This is a genomic window from Streptomyces sp. NPDC050439 (assembly GCF_040655335.1).
Lineage (GTDB): Bacteria > Actinomycetota > Actinomycetes > Streptomycetales > Streptomycetaceae > Streptomyces.
Window position 1 is genome coordinate 163479 of sequence record NZ_JBFAJT010000002.1, and the last position, 18964, is coordinate 182442.

Sequence of the window (18964 nt, forward strand, 5' to 3'; positions counted from 1 at the left end):
GGATCACTCGGTGACCTCGACCTCGGGGTGGTCCCGCTGCTCGGCAAGGTCAAGCGTGAACGCCACCCGGTCGAGGCCGGGGCCGTCGTAATCCGGCTTCAAGGCCGAGACCGAGAAACCGAGCCTGCCATGGAAAGCCTGCGACGCGGAGTTCTGCGGGCTGGTGATGCAGTGCACGTACCGGCGGCCGTGTGACCGGGCGAGAGCGAAGAAGGCCCGGTACAGGGCTCGCCCCACGCCTTGCCCGTGCAGTCGCGGGTCGACGCCGACGAAGTGCACGTAGGCGGCGTCGGGTTGAGTCTGAGACAAGAAGCCGACCAAGAAAGCCGCGACCTGTCCCCCGTCGGCTGACTCCGCCTGCGCACCGCCACGTTCGACCACGAAGCTGGTGGTGGTGAAGTGCTGGAAGTACAGCCTGGGCAGGAGCAACGAACGCTCCAACGCACCCGCCGGTCCCTTCATGCCGCCCCACCACACGTCCAGCACCGCGAGCACCTGTGAGTGGTCGTCCTCGGCAAGGTGTCGAGCCGTCAGGCCATCAGGAAGATCGTCGATCATCAGTGCAGTCTGTCACCGGCGCCAAGCGCACCGCTACGGCCACGACCGCTTGACTCGCCCGCGAGGGGGGGGCAACACCCTGTACGAGACTGGCCACTGAGTGATTGGGAGGGGAGGGTGACTGGGGTGAGCTCGCAGGGACCCGTGTACCGATACGTGGGTCCGGCCGAACTGAAGGCCGCGGTCCGGCCCGGCGGGGGCGGTTGCCGGATCGGCTCGGCGGCTGACTTCGAGAGGTGGGTGGCCGCGCAGCCTGCGAAGGAGCTGGCCGAGCCGTTCACCTTCGTGGTCGGTCTGGACGGCGTGCTTCGGCTCGCGCCACGACGGAGCGAACATGTGGCCTGCGCGGGCGGCGAGATGGTCCTGAGCGCGGGTGAGATCGGCTTCATCCGCGAGGCGGGGCGGTGGGCCGTCGGCGACGTCAGTAACCAGTCGACCGGGTACTGCCCCGACGGCAGCTCTTGGCAGGCGGTCGCCCGGGCCCTCGACCACACGGGGCTCGACCGCCCCTCCCGCTTCACGCACGAGGTGGTGTTCCGGCGCTGCCCCGGCTGCCAGGAGCACAACATCGTGCGCGAGGACGACTTCGTCTGCGTCTTCTGCGACAGCGATCTGCCCGAGGCGTGGAACGTGTCCTACTGAATGCTCCAGCGATGCGGGTGGCCGGGGTCGGCGGGGCATGCGAAGACGTTGAGCTGGCCGGCGCGGCCCACGATGACCTTGGTGGGGGTGCCGAACGGGTGCGGGGGCAGGTCTGCTTCCTCCGTTGGTTTCCAGCTGCCGCTGCCGCCGTCCCACTCGGAGCTGGCGACAGTGAGGAGCAGGCGCATGGGTGTGGTGCAGGTCAGGCAGTCCATGGGGGAAGCGTCGGTGGTGTGCCAGGAGGCGAAGCCGCCGCCGCGCCAGCCGGGTGGGATGGACAGGTCGTACTGGTAGTAGACCTTCTTGTCGCCGCCGTTCTCCGCGGCGCGCTCGTCCTCGCCCTTCTCCCCGGTACGTTCACGCTCGTCCGCTTCCCACGGCGAGTCCCACTCCTCGTCGGTCTCCTCGTCGGTCTCCTCGTCGGCCTCTTCGTCGAGTGCCTCCTCGCGGGCGTAGATCCTGTCGCCCAGGTCCTCGGGCAGGAGGCCCGCGAAGGGGTACGTGACCACCTGTTCCGGATGCAGCACGCAGGGCTCGGGCACATATCCGTCGGCCCCGACGACTTGCGGCTGGGGCGGCTCGGCCAGCACCTCGCCGACCTCATCCGACCTGCGCCAGCGGAGGTGGAGCAGCATGCCGTAGCGGGTCGGGCCGTGCGCGTCGAAGGGGCAGCAGAAGACTTGGAGCAGGTCGCTGCCGTCCGGTCCGGCCGGCAGGTCGGGGATGTCGCGCCGGTACAGCTGCGCGAGCGCGACCAACGGCAGGGGGTCGGTGTCGGCGATGTCAGGGATCCGGTGCCGCCGGTTCAGCTCGTCCAGGAGCTCCCGTTCCGCTGCCGTGGGGCCCGAATGGGGTGCGCGGGCCCACGCGTCTGCCAGGATCTTGCGCCGTCGGCGGATGTCCGCGGGCCGTCGGCCACTCCTTCGACGGTGGGCCTCGGTGCACACCGGCCACGGCTCTTCCGCCGGCCACAGCAGGGGGCCGCCCACGGAGCTGGCCGACACGTCGGGGTTTCCCGGCCTCGGGTGCAGTCGGGTCGTGGTTCCCCGGTATGCGGCGAGCTCAGGGAACAGCGCCTCGACATCAAGCGGCCGTGGCGGAGTGGTCCTCGTCATGGGCACGACCCTAAGCATCCGGCGGCCTCGCTGAACCGGCACCCCCGCCCATGGCTGAGGAGACCACCCCCCACTGACACCAACTGGCTAGCGAGGCCAAGCCGGTGCGCCACCCGTCAATTCATCTCGCCCTACCGGGGATTCGGGTCGCTCATCAAAGCCCTCACCAAGGCTTCCCCGAGGAAGCCCCGGTCCGACCGGCGGCCTCGCGGCGGCGGCGCAGCAACCAGCTTCCGCGTACTGATCCGCGTCATCTCCGCGCCGGGGCGCGTCAGTTGAGTGCCCGCGGTGCTTGCCCTTCGCCCCGTGCCCCCTCTCCCTGGCGTCCATCGGCGGCCCCGGCTTCTGCTCACGGGGCGAGGACGGCTCGCAGGTCGGCTCGGTGCAGGCTTGGCCCCCGCCCCCACGCCCGCTCCGACTCTTACGAGACGCGTCACCGCCACCCTTGGAACCCCGGACACCCTTGACCTTCTTCTCGCCCTCCGAGCCTTCCGCACCCTCTTCGCCGTCCCTGCCGTCCTCGCCGTCCTCGCCGTCCTCGCCGTCCTCGCCCTCCTCACCCTCCCCGCCCTTCGCGGACGGCTCGCCCCCGCCCTTGATCGAGCGGGATTTCGGGTCCGCCGACGACGAGTCGAGCATCCATCGCTGTTCCGGAGAGCCGTCGCGCACCTTGACCACGACTTCCGCGCCCTTGCGCGCGGAGGCGGGCGTGACCGCCAGCCGTTCGTGCCACCGGGGCAGCAACTCCCCCAGCACGGTGAGGTCGTAGCGCACCTCGTCGGCGTGCGCGGCCGAGGGTGCGACACATGCGCCGAGGACGAGCACGCCGTCGTCCCGGTGGGAGTCGAGGCAGAGGTCGGGGCGGGCGAGGGTGCTCAGCAGCCCGTTCTTGTCGTACGACCACTGCTGGTCCGCCGCGGAAGAGCACTTCGCCAGCTTCGTCTCGGCGCCGGGCTTCGTCTTCCCCCGGATGTCGACGCACAGATCCGCCGCGGCATTGCGGAGCCTGCCCTGGTCTGACCTGTCGGGGTATCCCGCTGACGTGGGTGTGGGAGCCCCGGTGGGCGGCGTCTCGGGCCCCGCGCTCGGTTGGGTGTCATGACTTCCGGTCATGCCGGTCGGGGGCATCGCCTCGCCGCCGTCGCCGTCGCCGTCGCCGTCGCCCGACGTGAGGGCGATGACGAGCACGGTCGCGAGCAGGGCAGCTGATCCCAGGGCCGCTCCGGTGCGCAGCGCCCTGGAGTGTGCCCGCGCCTGCGCGAGCGGGCCGCCCGCCGAGGGGTTGGGTGACGACGGACGGTGGCGTCCGCCGCCGCCCGCGCGCCTGCCGCCCTGCGCGGGGGCTCCCGCGCCGCGCTTCACCACGCCTCCGCGCCCCGGGCGCGATTCCAAGTAGCGACGTGCGCCCCAGCCAAGTACCGCTTCGGCAAGCAAAGTCCCCAACTCGTTGTCCACATGGACGAGTTGGTCGGTCACGTCGCGACAGTGGCGGCACTCCGACAAGTGGTGCTGCGCATCGGGCAGCAACGTGCCGCCGCGCCGAATCGTGACATCGAGGATTCGGTTGTAAAGGGGGCATTCCTTGGTCGGTGCGAGTTCGCGGTGACCGCGGACGATGCCTGCCCGGAATTGTTCACGCGCCTGCGCGAGTGCGTCGGCCGCGGGATCGGGACCCAAGCCCGACATACCTGCGGGTATGGATATGTGCTCGGCCTCTACCGCCGTGTGCCACAGCAGACATTGGGCGTCCGCGGGAAGGTCCCAGAAGGAGCGCGCGGCGAGTCGCCGCTTTTCGGGTGTCATGGCGGTCGCCGCCCGCATGCCGCGCCCACCGGTCGGTTTGCGGAGTTCCGGCATGAGGGTGGATATGCGCTCGTCGACGGTCCACCCCCTGACCGTCTCCCTGACGGTCACCAGGAGGTACGGCCGCAGGGCGCCGCCCGGCTCGGTGCTCGCCAGGTGTTCGAGCATCTGGTGGAAGGACGCGGTGGCCACCATGGAGGCCGAACTCGACCAGGCGGCCAGGCAGATGGCCGCGTAGTCGTACGTGGCCTGCCAGTGCCGTGCGAGCAGCAGCGCGACGGGTTGGTCGGACTCACCCTCCGACCGGCCGCGCAGTCGGGCGGCGAGATTCATGTCTGATTCTTCGGGGGTCACACCGGGATGAGGGGCGTGGGTCGGACGTGGGGGGTGAGGGGATTGCACAGAACCTTTTCCTTCCGAGCCGAGAGACGGCACACGGAAAACACACCCACCGCAATGGTGCGTCTGATTGGTGCATACCTAAGGCTCACCGGGGCGGGAAAACAGATCGACAAACCGCGGGACCGCCTGAATACGGCCGGCTGAAGACCTTTTGGGTCGGCGGCACGAATCCCGAACGAGAAACCCGGACGAGAAAGGCGATCCTGATCTTTGCCTCAGCGCGCGAGGAAGCTCACCTTGGCACAGCCGACTCGCGGGAAACAAGAAGTTCGAGGGACTTCCATTCGGGAAGAGAGAGGAACCTCGGCGTTACCTGCGGTACTCGCACCTGTTTTCGAAGTCTACGGCGAATCATCCAGCTGAGCGGATACGGCGAAGCCCTCGTCGAGGGTCGCGACCAAGGCGCCCGCCACAGGCGCGAAGCCGCAAGAAGCCCACCGTTCAACGCACTTCAGGAAACCGGTGAGGTCGTCCTGGACAGATCTCAGGAGATCCCGCAACTGGTCCCGGGGGATCTCGATGGGCCGCCCCTCCTGACGGGCCGCGTCAGGCCACAGCCGGACGGTCGCGCCCACGTGCTCGGCACGCGGCCCGGGATCATGGCCCAGCCACGGCTCGTCTTCCCCCTCCAACAGAACCTGCCAGTCACGCCAGTTCTCCAGCCCGAAGCAGCAACCGGGCAGCACCGTGACGCCGCTGTCGGTGTCCCTGACCCGCAGTCCACCGGGCGCGACCACGCACTCGGCGGTCAACAGCCGGTTCACCTGCGCGAGGCTGTCCGTGGTGTGACGTTCGCTGCGCCTGCGCGGCCTGTTGTTGTATCCCGTCAGCACCGCCATGGCCGTGCCGACCTGACGTGGCGACAGATCACCGGACAGGCGCAGGAGCCGGTCGTCGGCGGGATCGGAGATGGGCCACAGCGTGAAGCCTCTGGCCTCGTAGGTCTCCAGCACGGCATCCATGATCAGCACGGCCCCAGTCTCCCGCACCGGCGTCCGCGTACGCCTGCCCTTTTCCTTCTGCCCGGCCCGGCCGTTGATGCCCGCGACGGCACACGATCCGACATGCTGTAGGGCAGGTGGGGAGGAGACCGCGATGACCGAGGGGCCTGTGTCGAGGCAGGAACTGATCCGGCGACGGCGCGGCGGTGGTTTCGTCGGGCGGCTGCGTGAGCTGGCGGTGTTCCGGGAGAACCTGGCGCAAGGAACCGGTGCCGACACCTATCAGTTCCTCTTCCACGTGCACGGTCTCGCCGGGGTGGGCAAGTCGACGCTCATCAGACAGTGGGAGGCGACGGCGCGCGAAGAGGGAGCCGTGACCGCCGTTGTCGGGGACGACGTACACAGCGCGGTCGAGACCATGGCGGCGGTCAGCGAGCAACTGGGGCGACAGGGCTGCCCGTTGAAGCAGTTCGACAAGCTCCTGTCCGCCTATCGGCAGAAGTGTCACGAGGCCGACGCCGCGTTCACGGAACAACTGATCTGCGAAGGAGCCGGCGGGCCGGAGCCCTCGCACCAGGCAGACCCTTCCCCCTCCAGCACGTTCGCGGCGCAGATCGGCGTGGCCGGACTCAGCCTCGTGCCGGGGATCGGCGCGTTCAGCGGTGCGGTCCGCCCGGAACACGTCGCCTCCGGCCTCGACCGGGCGCGTACGGCGCTCAGTTCACGACTGCGCAGCCACGAGGACGTACAGCTGGTGCTGTCACCGCTCAAGACGCTGACACCGCAGTTCCTCGCCGATCTGGGCGATGCAGCAAAACGCCGACCATGGGTGGCGCTGTTCTTCGACACCTATGAACGTACGGCGCCACTGCTGGATGTCTGGCTGCGGGACATGCTGGTCAGCGAGGCGTACGGGGCGGTGCCGGTCAATGTGCAGGCGGCGCTTGCGGGACAGGGGCCCCTGAACTCCGCGTGCTGGGGCGACAGCCTCGACCTGGTCACCGAGGTCGCGCTCAAGCCGTTCTCCGAGGACGAGGCGCGTGCACTGCTCACCGCCCGCGGTGTGACCGACGCACACGTGGTGGACGTGGTCCTGCGCCTGTCCGGCCGGCTCCCGGTGCTTCTCGACGCTCTCGCCAGGAGTCGCCCGCAGCAGGTGGACGCGGTCGGCGACCCGTCCGACACGGCCGTCGAGCGCTTCCTCAAGTGGGAGACGAATCAGGCCCGCCGGGACACGATCCTTGCCTGCGCGCTTCCCCTGCGCGTCGACGAGGACATCTACCGGGCGCTCGCGCCCGCCTCTGACGCCGACGGTTTCGGATGGCTGCGCGGGCTCCCCTTCCTCACCGGCCAGGCGGGACGCCACCGCTACCACGACGTGATCCGCACCCCCATGCTGCGATTTCAGCGCTCCCGCTCCCCCGTGCAATGGCGCCGCAGCCATGCGCACCTCGCCTCGGTCTTCCGCACATGGCGCCGCGAACAGGAGGAGAGGCTGTCGTCCGACGGCTACTGGAACGACAGCGCCTGGCGGGATCACCGGCTCGACGAGACGTACCACCGGCTCTGCGCGCAAGAACGCGGCGCACTGTCCGAAGCGCTGCGCGACGCTGTCCTCGCGTGCGGACACACCACCGAATCCCTGCGCCGCTGGGGCCAGTTACTCGTCCAGGCGGGAACGGACAGCAACGGCTCCGGCGAAACCGGCGACCTCGTCCGCACCGGGCAGCACCTGCTGGACTTCGCCGGACAGGATTCCGGCGACGCGGAGGCGCTGACCTTCCTGCTGACCACGCCGGGTCTAGACACGGCGGGACGGACCCTCGCCCACATGCTGCGTGGCTGGTTGTACCGCCGCGACGGCCTGTACAGCCAGGCGCTCGCCGACTACACGGCAGCACTGACCCTGGACCCGGATCTCCCCCGGGCCTATGCCGGCCGGGGATACACGCACCGGGAAATGTGTCAGTACGAAGCTGCGCTGGCGGACCACAGCCATGCCGTCCGGCTCGCTCCGCGCTCCCCGGCCCACCGGATCAACCGCGCCGCCGTCTACTTCCGCATGCGCCGCTACGAAGAAGCCATCGCGGATCTTGACCACTCCTTGGGCCTCGATCGCCACAACACCTGGGCCCTGGAGTTCCGCGGCTTGCTCCACCATCGCATGGGTCACCACGACAAGGCGCTGACAGACCTCACCGACGCGATCACCATCGACCCGCAGGCGGCGCGGGCCTATGGCGCCCGCGGGGACGTCCATCTCACCCTCGGCCACCTCGAATCCGCCCTCGCGGACCTCGACCACGCCCTCGCCTTGGAGCCAGAGGATCCTTGGCCACTCTCTTGGCGCGGCGAGACCTACCGAGCCCTGGGCCGGTACGCGGAAGCTCTCGCGGACTTCGACCGCGCCATGGAGCTCCGCCCCGGCTGCGGCTGGTTCCCCTACCAGAAGGCCCTGGCCATGCGGCTCTCCGGAGCGCCTGGCGAAGCAGTCATGTGGCAACGCGCGACGGACATTTACCAGGCCGACGTGCGCAGTGCCCCCGACTTCGCCGACCTGCCGCGCAGCAATCTCCTGGTGCTGTGGTGCGCGCTGCCCGACTGGGACCGTGCCGAGGAGCAACTGCGGGTCTTCTTGTCGTACGACCCCTCGCCGCACCAGATCGTGGAGGCGCTGGACGACCTGGCGGATCTTCAGCGGGCGGTGCCGGTCAGTCCCGGGAGGCTGGCGCCCGTCCTGAGAAAACTGCGGGATGCCTTGGGGACGCCCTGAGGTGTGCGTACAGGCCCGCGCGTCTGCCACTTACGCCAGCGTGACCCGCATGCCGCCCTTCGCCAAGACATCGAGCACCTCAGCGAACAGGTCGTAGCGGCGGCCGTCCGGTGTCAGGGAACGTGACAGGTGTGCGCGGGCCGTCTCGGCGTTCCGCCAGAGCAGCGTCGCGGGGGCCGTGTACCCGAAGGCGCCGCGCAGGCAGTCGTCGAGGGCCGCGAGGCAGCCGCCGAAGTAGCCGCCGGGACCGTTCACCGCCTCGCCGAGCGCCAGGTAGAGGCCCGGTTCGTCGGTGATGTGTCCGCCGTCCAGTTCGTAGGCGTGACCGGTAGGTCCGGCGGGGTGGGTGCGTCGGCAGCCTCGCTCCCGGACGAGGTCGAGCCAGGCACCTCGGTGGCGGGTGTCCAGCGCGGTCCAGGTGCCCGGAGTCTCCGGGGGCCCCGCGTACCACTGCTCCCAGATGCGCCGGACGTACTCGGGCTCGGCCGTGAAGTGCTCCGCGTCGAGTTCCAGGTCGATCAGGTCCGGGCCGAGGGAGGAGGGACGCCAGGCTCTGACCTCGGTCCACAGCAGTCGCTCGGCAAGCAACTCCCCCTGGTCGTCACGTATTTCCAGGGCAGCTTCTTCGAGATCGAGCGCCCGCCGGGTGCCCTTCGCCAGTGCCGCCCGCAGCTGCGCACTCTGCGCGAGTCCCCGCAGGACGAGTGGGGGCGCCGGTTGCTCGGGGGGCAGGACCAGGGCGAACTCACGGCAGGAACCCAGCCACCGGGACCCGTCGTGCACGCGGACGGAGCCCCGGTATCCCTCGGGTGGGCCCTCGTAGTCGTCCAGGCCCGTCAGTACGAGGCTGTCCGTGCCCTGCGGTGTCCCCAGGCTCTCCGCGTCCTCCAGCAGCCAGGGATCGAGTGTCCGGTCCTCGGGCACCAACCACACCCTGGCGCCGAGCCAGCCCCGCACCTCGACGCCCTCGGGGATCCAGCCGAACAGTTCGTACGTCCCGCGCAAGGGCTCCCCGAAGAGACCGTCCACAGCGGCGCACACGCCCCAGGCGCGGTCGTGCTCCGTCTCCGTCAGCGTGTATCGCCCGTACCCGCGGGATTCCTCGTCCTCATGCACGTTGGAATCATGCCCGAGCGGCGGCGAGCGCCTCGCGCCAGACGGGGCTGTCCACGTAGTGGTTGTCGTAGCGCTCCGAGGACTCCGCGATCTTCTTCGGGTCGGTCTCGCCGCGCATCACGCTGCCGAGCAGGCGCAGGTAGTCGAAGCGGGCCATGCCCGGGGTGAAGACGAAGAGGACGTCCGCCTCGCAGCCCGGGGCCGCGGCGAATGCGTGCGGGGTGTGCGGGGGAACGGCGAGGAAGTCGCCCGCCTGCAGGACGGTGATCTCCTCCCCCACCAGGACCTGGAGGGAGCCGCTGATCACGAAAAAGAGCTCCGTGGCCTTGGTGTGGAAGTGCGCGGGGGCGCCGACGGCTCCTTCGGTGAAGGTGGAGCGGTAGGTGGTGAAGCCGCCGCCCGGTCCGTCCGTGTCGGCCAGCAGGGTCATGACGCTGCTCGGGTCGGCGCTGGTCTCGGCCTCCGATGCGCGGGTGAGGACGGCGGCGAAGTCGGCGTTCTTGCTGTTCATGGTGGTGTTCCCCTCGGTTCTGCGGCGCTCTTCCGCGTCGTTGTGATCACCACTCTATGGAGCCGAAAGACCTTCGGAGGAGTGCAATTCAGAGCCGAGAAGAGGGGTCAATTTCCGAGCTGGTCGCGTTGGATCGCGTGGGCGAGAGCTCGGCGCACAGAGGCTGATCCCGTGACGGTGACGCCCGCGGTGACGCCCTCGGGGATGTCGAGCCGGCGAGCGATCGCGTCGTACGTTTCCCGGTGGGTGCGCGGCAGTTGGGCCTGATGCCGCCTCAAGTCCTCTTCGAGGAGCCGCCGCAGCTCGTCGACGCTCTGGGGCGTGAAGCGCTTCCTCCCGCGGCCGAGGGCATTCACGTGACGTGTGCAGTGGGCGGCCTCACCCAGGGCCTCCGAGACCATCTCGGCAAGGCCCCACAGGCGCCCTTCGAGCCATGGCGGATCCCGCTGGTCGAGGTGGAGCTCCATCGGCGGCGGCCGGTCGCCCGCCTTGTGTTTCGCCACCTGTTTGGACACGGCGGGCTGACTCATGTCCGCCAGCTCCGCGATCTTGTCCTGCGTCCAGCCGAGATCGACGAACAGTTTGATCATCTCGGCGCGGAGCTTTCGCATCTCCTCGCCCGCGCGGATGACCTCGTTCATCCCGGCGAGCATTCGCTCGGCCTGCTCCTCGGTCAGCGCACCGGCGCTCTCGCGAAAGCCCTCGCGAATGCCCTCGTGCGTGCCCCCATGGGTGCCCTCATGCGCGTCCTCTCCACCTGCCATGCCTCGGTTATACAGCTCGGCACGCACATCAGCATAACTGGGTTGTATAACCTGGTTATGTCATGCCAGGATCCCACCCATGCCCACCTACACCGCACCTGACGGAACCCAGCTCGCCTACCGCGTACACGGAGACATCCGCGAAGGCGTACACGATGGCGTCCCCCTCGTGTGCGTCCCCGGCGGCCCCGCGGACTCCCGCTATCTCGGCGATCTCGGCGGCCTGTCCGCGCACCGGCGCCTCATCGTCATGGACAGTCGCGGCACCGGCCGGTCCGCCATCCCCGAGGACCCCTCCTCCTACCGCTGTGACCGTCTGGTCGATGACGTCGAGGCCCTCCGCCGTCACCTCGGGCTTCACACGATGGACCTGCTCGGCCACTCCGGCGGCGCGAACGTCGCCACGCAGTACGTGGCCCGCCACCCCCACCACGTCCGCAGGCTCGCCCTGATCGGCCCCGGCACCCGAGCCGTCGGCATCGACGTCCCCGGCGCGATGCGACGTGAGCTCGCGCTGTCACGGAAGGACGAGCCGTGGTTCGCCCCGGCGCTCGCCGCACTGGAGGCGATCACCGCGGGCACCGGCACCGACTGGGAGGCCATCAGCCCCTTCTTCTACGGCAGATGGGACGCCGCCGCCCGGCACCACTACGCCACAAGTCAGCCGGACAACAAGGAGGCCGCCGCCGGGTTCGCGGCGGAGGGCGCCTTCGACGCGGAGGCCACGCGTGCGGGGCTCGCGGGCCGTGAGATGCCGGTGTTGCTGCTCACCGGAGAGTTCGACATGAACAGCCCACCACGGGCGGTGGCCGAGTTCGCGGCACTGTTCCGCGACGCGAGTTTCGTGGTGCAGCCGGCGGCCGGACACTATCCCTGGCTCGACGACGCCGAGCGATTCGTGGCGGCCACGGCAGCGTTCTTGGATCACGAGGAACGTGTGACCAGCTGAAATCAGGTCACACGACGTGCATGACGCGTTTCGTGACAGTGGGCCTGCTGATGGTCTGCGCAGTGGGCGGTGTGCTGCTCGCCCTCCTGGAGTCCCCCTGGTGGTGGATCGCCGCGGTGCCACTCCTGGGCGTGGCACTGACCGGTGTGTACGACCTGGTGCAGCGGCGGCACTCCGTGCTGCGCAACTACCCCGTGCTCGGCCATCTGCGGTTCCTCATGGAGACACTGCGCCCGGAGCTGCAGCAGTACTTCGTGGAACGCAACTACGACGGCAGGCCCTACGACCGCGACACCCGCAGCATCGTCTACGAGCGGGCCAAGGGCGTCGCCGCCGAGGAACCGTTCGGCAGCGAGCGCGACATGGACGCCCGCGGCTATGAGTTCCTCGTGCCGTCCATGGCACCGGTGGCCGTGCCCGTCGAGCCGCCCCGCGTCCGGATCGGCGGCCCCGACTGCACCCAGCCGTACGACATGGCGCTCCTCAACGTCTCGGCGATGAGCTTCGGCTCGCTCTCCTCCAACGCCGTCGTGGCACTGAACACGGGTGCCGCGCGCGGTGGTTTCGCCCACGACACCGGCGAGGGCGGCCTCTCCTCCCACCACCTGCGGCCCGGCGGTGACCTCGTCTGGGAGATAGGCACCGGCTACTTCGGCTGCCGCACCCGTGACGGGAACTTCGACCCGCGGCAGTTCGCCGAGAAGGCCGCCCACCCCTCCGTGCGCTGCGTGTCGCTGAAGCTGTCGCAGGGTGCGAAGCCGGGGATCGGCGGCGTCCTGCCCGGCAGCAAGGTCAACGCCGAGATCGCCTCGGTCCGGGGCGTTCCCGAAGGCAGGACCGTGGTCTCGCCGCCGTACCACCGCGTCTTCTCCACCCCTCGTGAACTCGTCCACTTCCTCGCCCGGATGCGGGAGCTGACGCGCGGCAAGCCGGTGGGCTTCAAGCTGTGTCCCGGTTCGCGGAACCAGTTCCTCGCCGTGTGCAAGGCCATGGTCGAGGAAGGCGTCACCCCGGACTTCATCGTCGTGGACGGCGCGGAAGGTGGCACGGGAGCGGCGCCGCTGGAGTTCGCCGACCATCTCGGCATGCCGCTGCGGGAGGGGCTGTTCACCGTGCACAGCGCCCTGACGGGCGCGGGCCTGCGGGACAAGATCCGCCTCGGCGCCAGCGGCAAGGTGGCGACGGGCTCCGACATCGTCAAGTGCCTCCTCCTGGGCGCCGACTACACCAACGCGGCCCGCGCGATGATGTTCGCCGTCGGCTGCATACAGGCCCAGCGCTGCCACACCAACCGCTGTCCGACCGGCGTCACCACCCAGGACCCGCGCCGAGCCCGCGCCCTCGACGTGGTGGACAAGGCCGCGCGCGTCACGCGCTATCAGCGGGCCACCGTGCAGAGCGCGCTGCAGATCATGGCCGCGATGGGCGTCCGTGACGCGTCGGGCCTCGGCCCGCACCTCCTGCGCCGCCGCGAGGATCACGGCGATTTCCGGTCCTACGCCGAGCTGTACGAGTGGCTGTACCCCGGCGAACTGCTCACCGCACCGCCCGCGAGCTGGGCCGCCGACTGGCGGGCGGCGGATCCGGACAGCTTCGCCGTCCGACAGCCGGACTGACCGCCGCACCCCACCCCTGCTCCCCCCCTGATTGCCGTATCGAGAGGAAGACCTGATGTCCCGCACAGTTGCCCGCGTGACGATCGACGCCCTGGAAGAACTCGGGGTGCGCCATGTCTTCGGTGTGGTGGGCGATGCCCTGAACCCCTTCACCGACGCCATCCGCGCCAGCGAGTCCGTCGAATGGGTGGGCTGCCGACACGAGGAGGCCGCCGCTTTCGCCGCCGGCGCCCAGTCCCAGCTCACCGACACCCTCGGGGTCTGCATGGGCACCGTGGGCCCGGGCTCCGTACATCTGCTCAACGGGCTCTACGACGCCGCCAAGAGCGGCACCCCGGTGCTGGCCATCGCAGGTCAGGTGCCCCTCTCGGAGGTCGGCACCGACTACTTCCAGGAGGTCGACAACGACCTTCTCTTCCGTGACGTCGCCGTCTTCCGCGCCACCGTCACCTCCCCCGAGCAGATGCCGGGCCTCCTGGAGATAGCCGTACGCAACGCGATCGGGCGCCGCGGTGTCGCCGTCCTTACGGTGCCCGGCGACATCGGTGACCTGGAGCTGCCGGCGGACCGGCCGGTCCGGCTCTCCGTCGCGGAGTCCGCCAACCGGCCCGACGACCCGGTCCTCGACGACGCGGCCGCCGCGCTCTCCGACGGCGGCAAGGTGACCATGCTGGTCGGCCGCGGGGCGCGCGGTGCCCGCGAGGACGTCCTGGCCCTCGCGGAGCGGCTTGCGGCGCCCATGGTGCTCACGCTCAAGGCCAAGGAGGGCTTCGAGGGCGACAACCCCTACCAGGTCGGCCAGACCGGGCTGATCGGCAACCCGGCCGCCGCGCACGCCATGGACCACGCCGACACCCTGCTGCTGCTCGGCACCGACTTCCCGTACCGGGACTGGTATCCCCAGGGCAAGAAGGTCGTGCAGGTCGACCGGATCGCCGAGCACATCGGCCGGCGCGTTCCGGTCGACGTGGCCCTGGCCGCCGACGTCGGCCCCACCGTGCGCGGGCTGCTGGAGCGCCTCGAACGGCGCCCCGAGCGCAAGCACCTGGACGAGGCGCGGGAGAAGTTCACCAAGTGGCAGGAGGGTCAGCAGCGCCTTGCCACCCCCGGCCACGACCACGGTCTCGTCGGCAAGATGCGCTCGGCCCTCGACAACCGGGATCACCTGGTACGCCCGGAAGCGCTGGCCTCGGCGGTGGACGCGCTGGCGGCCGACGACGCCGTGTTCACCTCGGACACGGGGATGGCCACCGTGTGGCTCTCGCGCTTCGTCGAGATGCGCGGCTCCCGCCGCCTGCTCGGCTCGTACAACCTCGGGTCGATGGCCAACGCGATGCCGCAGGCGATCGGCGCGCAGCTCCTCGACCCCGGGCGGCAGGTCGTCGCCTTCTGCGGCGACGGCGGTCTCGGGATGCTCCTGGGCGACCTCATGACCATCCGCAGCCGGCAGCTGCCGGTGAAGCTCGTCGTCTTCGACAACCAGCGGCTCGGGATGGTCAAGCTGGAGCAGGAACAGGCCGGTCTCGCGGAGTTCGGCACCGAACTCGACAACCCGGACTTCGCCGCGGTCGCAGAGGCCCTCGGCATCACCGGCATCCGGGTGACCCGGCCCGAGGACCTCGCCGAGGGGGTCGGCAAGGCCTTCGCGACGCCGGGCCCCGTCCTCCTGGACGTCCTCACCAACCCCGAGGAGATCGCCGTGCCGGGCAAGCCGACGATCCAGCAGGGCTGGGGATTCGCCATCGCCAAGATCCGCGAGAACCTCACCAGCCCCGGCGGCCACTGAGACGCAGCGGGAAAACGGAAGCATTCGCCACGTATCGGCGGCGCCAAGTCGGGCACTCGGTCCCTGTCCGGTGAAAGATCCACGCGCACGAGCACAAACGAAAATATGGCTACATCGGATGAAAAGCCGCAAGATGGACTCGACGCGAGCACGCCGCCGAATCCGCCACCCACCGAAAGGCATGCGTACCTCATGAGCGACGTCACAGGTAAGGCGACAACCAACGACGCCGGCGCGCCGGTCGAAAGCGATGAGCACTCGCTCACCGTCGGCGCCGGTGGGCCGATCCTCCTGCAGGACTCCTATCTGATCGAACAGATGGCGCAGTTCAACCGGGAGCGGATTCCTGAGCGGCAGCCGCACGCCAAGGGCAGCGGCGCCTTCGGCTTCTTCGAGACCACCGGAGACGTCAGCGCCTACACGAAGGCCGCCCTCTTCCAGCCGGGCACCCGTACGGACCTGGTGATCCGCTTCTCCACCGTCGCCGGCGAGCGCGGGAGCCCGGACACCTGGCGTGACCCGCGCGGATTCGCGGTGAAGTTCTACACCACCGAGGGCAACTACGACATGGTGGGGAACAACACCCCGGTCTTCTTCGTGAAGGACCCGATGAAGTTCCAGCACTTCATCCGGTCCCAGAAACGCAGGGCTGACAACAACCTGCGCGACCACGACATGCAGTGGGACTTCTGGACCCTCTCCCCCGAGTCGGCCCACCAGGTCACCTGGCTGATGGGTGACCGGGGCATCCCGCGCAGCTGGCGCCACATGAACGGCTACACCTCGCACACGTACATGTGGATCAACGCGGAGGGCAAGCGCAGCTGGGTGAAGTACCACTTCAAGACCGACCAGGGCGTCGAGAACTTCACGCAGCACGAGGGCGACCAGATGGCCGCCGCCGACACGGACTATCACACCCGTGATCTCTTCGAGCACATCCGGGACGGCGAGTACCCCAGCTGGACGCTGTACGTGCAGGTCATGCCGTACGAGGACGCGGCGACGTACCGCTTCAACCCGTTCGACCTGACCAAGGTGTGGCCGCACGGCGACTACCCGCTGATCGAGGTCGGCAAGATGACGCTGGACCGCAACCCCACGGACAACCACGCCCAGATCGAGCAGGCGGCCTTCCAGCCGAACAACCTGGTCCCCGGCATCGGCCCGAGCCCCGACCGCATGCTCCTCGCGCGGCTGTTCTCCTACGCCGACGCACACCGCCACCGCATCGGCGGCAACTACCAGCAGGTGCCGGTCAACGCCCCGATCGTGCCCGTCCACACGTACTCCAAGGACGGCGCCATGGCCATCCGCAACACGGAGGATCCGGTCTACGCGCCGAACTCCAAGGGCGGCCCGGCGGCCGACACGGCGCGCTACGGCTCCCCGCCCAGCTGGCACGCCGACGGTGACATCACCCGCGCCGCCTACGTCGACCACGCCGAGGACGACGACTGGGGCCAGCCGGGCACGATGGTGCGCGAGGTCCTCAACGACGAGGAGCGCGACCGCCTCGTGGACAACGTGGTGGGACACCTGCTCAACGGCGTGACCGAACCCGTCCTGGTCAGGGCCTTCGAGTACTGGTCGAACATCGACAAGTCGATCGGTGAGCGCATCGAGCAGGGTGTGCGGGCCAAGGCGAGCGAGAAGGACCCCAAGGCCGCCGAGCAGGCCAACCCGGCGCGCAGCAGCATGCAGGACAAGGCCTGAGCGACAAGGCCTGAGCCACTGTGTACGACCGGCCCGTCGGCCGCTGCCCGTGGGGGGCAGCGGCCGACGGGCCTTCGCATGCGAGACCGGCCTTCGCATGCGTTCAGCGCGGCGGCATGCGGTCAGTCCGGCGGCACCGCGAACTCGCACCAGACCGCCTTGCCCTCGCCCCGCGGCTCGATGCCCCAGCGCGTGGCGACCGCCTCCACCAGGAGCAGGCCGCGCCCGGAGGTGGCGGTCTCCACCGGGGACCTCATGTGGGGCCGGGTGCTGGAGCGGTCCTTCACCCACAGGCGCACGCGGCGGGGCGGCCCCGTGAGCACCTCCAGGGTGAGGATGGCGCCCCCGTCGGTGTGCACCAGGGCGTTGACGAGGAGTTCACCCGCCGCCACCTCGACATCGTCAGCGACCGCGCCGAGGCCCCACGACGCGAGGTGTTCCCGCAGCGCCGCACGCGCGTCTGCGAGCCCTTCCGGGTCGGCCTGGTGGACGTACCGGTGGATGCGCGGCTCCTGGAGGGTCCCGGGGTCGGGGAGCCGGCGCAGGACCAGGAGCGCCACGTCGTCGCTGCTGCCCCAGCGCTTCCACAGCGCGCGGGAGAGATGGTCCGCGAGGTCCTCCGCGCCCTCGGGGCCGGCGGACAGCACCTCGGCGAGGTTCTGCATCCCGGTGTCGAGATCGAGACCGGCGTCCTCCACGAGCCCGTCCGTGCACAGGACCATCGTCTCGCCGGGCACGAGGTCGAGCCGCACCTCGGGGTAGTCCTCCATGCCGAACTCGGTGGCAAGGCCCAGCGGCAGCCCGCCACGGACGCGGGGCACGCCCACGCGGCCGTCGACGTGCCGCACCAGAGGCGGCAGATGCCCGGCCCGCACGGCGCGCACGATGCCGGTGGCGGGGTCGAACTGGGCATAGGTGCAGGTGGCGAAGCGCTCGGTGTCCAGTTCGGCCAGGAAGCGTGAGGCGCGCGAGAGCACCGTGGCGGGCGGGTGCCCCTCCCCCGCGAAGGCCCGCAGGGCGATGCGGAGCTGCCCCATGATGGCCGCGGCGTGGGTGTCGTGTCCCTGTACGTCGCCCACGACCACGCCGATGCGCCCGCGGGGCAGGGTGATGACGTCGTAGAAATCGCCTCCGACGTCGCGGCCGCCCCAGGCGGCGTGATAGCGCACGGCGACCTCGGAGTCGGCGACGTCGGGGACCCCGCGCGGCAGCATCGTGGCCTGCAGGCTCTTGGCGAGGTCCCGTTCCTCGTCGAACAGCATGGCGCGCTGCAGCGACTGGGCGACGATGCCGGAGAGACCGATGCAGAGGTTGCGGTCCGCGTCGGTGAAGTCCTTGCGGCCGCGGTAGAAGAGGGCGAGTCCGCCGATGGCCCGGTCCTGCGCCACCAGGGGCAGGAACGCCGCCGAGTCGAGCTTCATGTCCTCGATGTAGGGCCTGAGGCGGGTGAAGCGGCGCCCGAGGTCGGGCAGGGAACCCACGAAGCGGGGCTGCCGGGTCAGGACGGCCTCGGCCAGCGGCAGCGACTCGTCGACCTTGTGCAGCTTGAGCTCGTCGAGGGCCTGCATCGTCTGGCCCACCAGGGCGATCATCTTCAGGTTCTCCCCGTCGACCAGGCCGAGGACCAGCCCGTCGGCGGCGAACCGGTCGAGGCCGCTCGCGCCGGAGAGCACGGCCACCACGTCGTCGACCGTCACGGCCCGGGAGAGGGCCTGCGTGGTGCCCTGGACCATCAGGGCGACACCCTGACGGCGCTCCTCCCTGGGGTCGGTGGCGGCGAGCTGGGACCCGTCGTCCGCGGCCGTCCGCAGGACGCCGAGGACGCGCACGGCCCGGCCCGCGTCGTTGCGCAGGATGCGTCCACGGGCGTGACTGAGGTGCAGGGAGCCGTCGCGGTGGCGGACGCGGAAGTAGACCCCGTAGAGGTCCTTCCCCGCGGCGGTCGCCTCCGTGACGGCGAAGGTGATCCGCACCATCTCCTCGGGAGGCACGCGCCCCTGCAGGGAAGTCACCGCACCGTGGAACTCGTCGGGCCGCAGGTCGAGCAGCACGAGCGCACCGGCGTCGAGTCCGAGCTCACCGCTGTCCAGGTCCCAGTCGAAACTGCCCATGCCGGTCAGGTGCAGGAACTGTTCCGGATCGAAGTGTGACTTCTTGGCTGAGGTCATGGCTGTCTCCGTATGCCGCTCGGTCACCATAAGCGCCACGCGCCCCGGGCGCGCGGCGCCGGCGACCTCCCGAAAGTGGAGATCAACCTTCCGGTGATCTCTCC

14 protein-coding genes are annotated in these 18964 nt (G+C 69.9%); 6 read left to right on the forward strand and 8 right to left on the reverse strand.

Annotation, left to right across the window (positions count from 1 at the left end; translation table 11 throughout):
- Positions 1–3 precede the first annotated feature (3 nt).
- Positions 4–558 carry a GNAT family N-acetyltransferase gene (locus AB0I66_RS07820; protein ID WP_363206876.1) on the reverse strand — a complete coding sequence of 185 codons (555 nt, stop codon included), beginning with the start codon at positions 556–558 and terminating at the stop codon, positions 4–6.
- Positions 559–684: 126 nt separating this feature from the next.
- Between AB0I66_RS07820 and AB0I66_RS07825 the strand changes: the two genes are divergently transcribed.
- Complete coding sequence (locus AB0I66_RS07825) at positions 685–1200, forward strand: hypothetical protein (protein WP_363206877.1); 516 nt, start codon at positions 685–687, stop codon at positions 1198–1200.
- On the opposite strand, the gene AB0I66_RS07830 is transcribed toward AB0I66_RS07825, so the two are convergent.
- The 3 genes from AB0I66_RS07830 to AB0I66_RS07840 all read right to left on the reverse strand — a co-directional run bounded on the left by AB0I66_RS07830 (position 1194) and on the right by AB0I66_RS07840 (position 5491).
- Positions 1194–2315 (reverse strand): hypothetical protein, encoded by a 1122-nt coding sequence (locus tag AB0I66_RS07830; protein ID WP_363206878.1) that lies wholly within the window; start codon positions 2313–2315, stop codon positions 1194–1196. The genes AB0I66_RS07825 and AB0I66_RS07830 overlap by 7 nt on opposite strands.
- 87 nt (positions 2316–2402) lie before the next feature.
- A complete protein-coding gene (locus AB0I66_RS07835) occupies positions 2403–4451 on the reverse strand; it encodes an RICIN domain-containing protein (RefSeq protein WP_363206879.1) in 2049 nt (682 codons plus the stop codon).
- A gap of 410 nt (positions 4452–4861) precedes the next feature.
- Complete coding sequence (locus AB0I66_RS07840) at positions 4862–5491, reverse strand: hypothetical protein (protein WP_363206880.1); 630 nt, start codon at positions 5489–5491, stop codon at positions 4862–4864.
- Between the two features lie 124 nt (positions 5492–5615).
- On the opposite strand from AB0I66_RS07840, the gene AB0I66_RS07845 reads away from it, so the two are divergent.
- Entirely contained in the window at positions 5616–8234 is a 2619-nt protein-coding gene (locus AB0I66_RS07845) for a tetratricopeptide repeat protein (protein WP_363206881.1), read from the forward strand.
- Between the two features lie 30 nt (positions 8235–8264).
- Here AB0I66_RS07845 and AB0I66_RS07850 read toward each other — a convergent pair whose 3' ends face one another.
- The 3 genes from AB0I66_RS07850 to AB0I66_RS07860 all read right to left on the reverse strand — a co-directional run bounded on the left by AB0I66_RS07850 (position 8265) and on the right by AB0I66_RS07860 (position 10625).
- A complete protein-coding gene (locus AB0I66_RS07850) occupies positions 8265–9350 on the reverse strand; it encodes a barstar family protein (RefSeq protein WP_363206882.1) in 1086 nt (361 codons plus the stop codon).
- Between the two features lie 7 nt (positions 9351–9357).
- The gene (locus AB0I66_RS07855) at positions 9358–9861 is read right to left on the reverse strand and encodes a cupin domain-containing protein (protein WP_363206883.1); all 504 of its coding nucleotides are present in this window, start codon (positions 9859–9861) and stop codon (positions 9358–9360) included.
- Positions 9862–9968: 107 nt separating this feature from the next.
- Positions 9969–10625, reverse strand: coding sequence for a sigma-70 family RNA polymerase sigma factor (locus AB0I66_RS07860; RefSeq protein ID WP_363206884.1), 657 nt, complete (start codon positions 10623–10625; stop codon positions 9969–9971).
- Positions 10626–10704: 79 nt separating this feature from the next.
- On the opposite strand from AB0I66_RS07860, the gene AB0I66_RS07865 reads away from it, so the two are divergent.
- The 4 genes from AB0I66_RS07865 to AB0I66_RS07880 all read left to right on the forward strand — a co-directional run bounded on the left by AB0I66_RS07865 (position 10705) and on the right by AB0I66_RS07880 (position 16692).
- On the forward strand, positions 10705–11574 hold the full coding sequence (locus tag AB0I66_RS07865; protein ID WP_363206885.1) for an alpha/beta hydrolase: 870 nt from the start codon (positions 10705–10707) through the stop codon (positions 11572–11574).
- A gap of 20 nt (positions 11575–11594) precedes the next feature.
- Positions 11595–13190 (forward strand): FMN-binding glutamate synthase family protein, encoded by a 1596-nt coding sequence (locus tag AB0I66_RS07870; protein WP_363206886.1) that lies wholly within the window; start codon positions 11595–11597, stop codon positions 13188–13190.
- Between the two features lie 55 nt (positions 13191–13245).
- On the forward strand, positions 13246–14976 hold the full coding sequence (locus tag AB0I66_RS07875; protein ID WP_363206887.1) for a thiamine pyrophosphate-dependent enzyme: 1731 nt from the start codon (positions 13246–13248) through the stop codon (positions 14974–14976).
- A gap of 192 nt (positions 14977–15168) precedes the next feature.
- Positions 15169–16692 (forward strand): catalase, encoded by a 1524-nt coding sequence (locus AB0I66_RS07880; protein WP_363206888.1) that lies wholly within the window; start codon positions 15169–15171, stop codon positions 16690–16692.
- A 122-nt stretch (positions 16693–16814) separates the two neighbouring features.
- Here the strand turns inward: AB0I66_RS07880 and AB0I66_RS07885 are convergent, their stop codons facing one another.
- Positions 16815–18860: a SpoIIE family protein phosphatase gene (locus tag AB0I66_RS07885; protein WP_363206889.1), complete on the reverse strand. Its 2046-nt coding sequence runs from the start codon at positions 18858–18860 to the stop codon at positions 16815–16817.
- Positions 18861–18964 lie beyond the last annotated feature (104 nt).

Bases quoted from the DNA above. Each gene is read 5' to 3' on its own strand.
- AB0I66_RS07820 (WP_363206876.1), bottom strand. From the start codon at position 558: ATGATCGACGATCTTCCTGATGGCCTGACGGCTCGACACCTTGCCGAG.
- AB0I66_RS07830 (WP_363206878.1), bottom strand. From the start codon at position 2,315: ATGACGAGGACCACTCCGCCACGGCCGCTTGATGTCGAGGCGCTGTTC.
- AB0I66_RS07835 (WP_363206879.1), bottom strand. From the start codon at position 4,451: ATGAATCTCGCCGCCCGACTGCGCGGCCGGTCGGAGGGTGAGTCCGAC.
- AB0I66_RS07845 (WP_363206881.1), top strand. From the start codon at position 5,616: ATGACCGAGGGGCCTGTGTCGAGGCAGGAACTGATCCGGCGACGGCGC.
- AB0I66_RS07855 (WP_363206883.1), bottom strand. From the start codon at position 9,861: ATGAACAGCAAGAACGCCGACTTCGCCGCCGTCCTCACCCGCGCATCG.
- AB0I66_RS07860 (WP_363206884.1), bottom strand. From the start codon at position 10,625: ATGGCAGGTGGAGAGGACGCGCATGAGGGCACCCATGGGGGCACGCAC.
- AB0I66_RS07865 (WP_363206885.1), top strand. From the start codon at position 10,705: ATGCCCACCTACACCGCACCTGACGGAACCCAGCTCGCCTACCGCGTA.
- AB0I66_RS07870 (WP_363206886.1), top strand. From the start codon at position 11,595: ATGACGCGTTTCGTGACAGTGGGCCTGCTGATGGTCTGCGCAGTGGGC.
- AB0I66_RS07875 (WP_363206887.1), top strand. From the start codon at position 13,246: ATGTCCCGCACAGTTGCCCGCGTGACGATCGACGCCCTGGAAGAACTC.
- AB0I66_RS07880 (WP_363206888.1), top strand. From the start codon at position 15,169: ATGAGCGACGTCACAGGTAAGGCGACAACCAACGACGCCGGCGCGCCG.
- AB0I66_RS07885 (WP_363206889.1), bottom strand. From the start codon at position 18,860: ATGACCTCAGCCAAGAAGTCACACTTCGATCCGGAACAGTTCCTGCAC.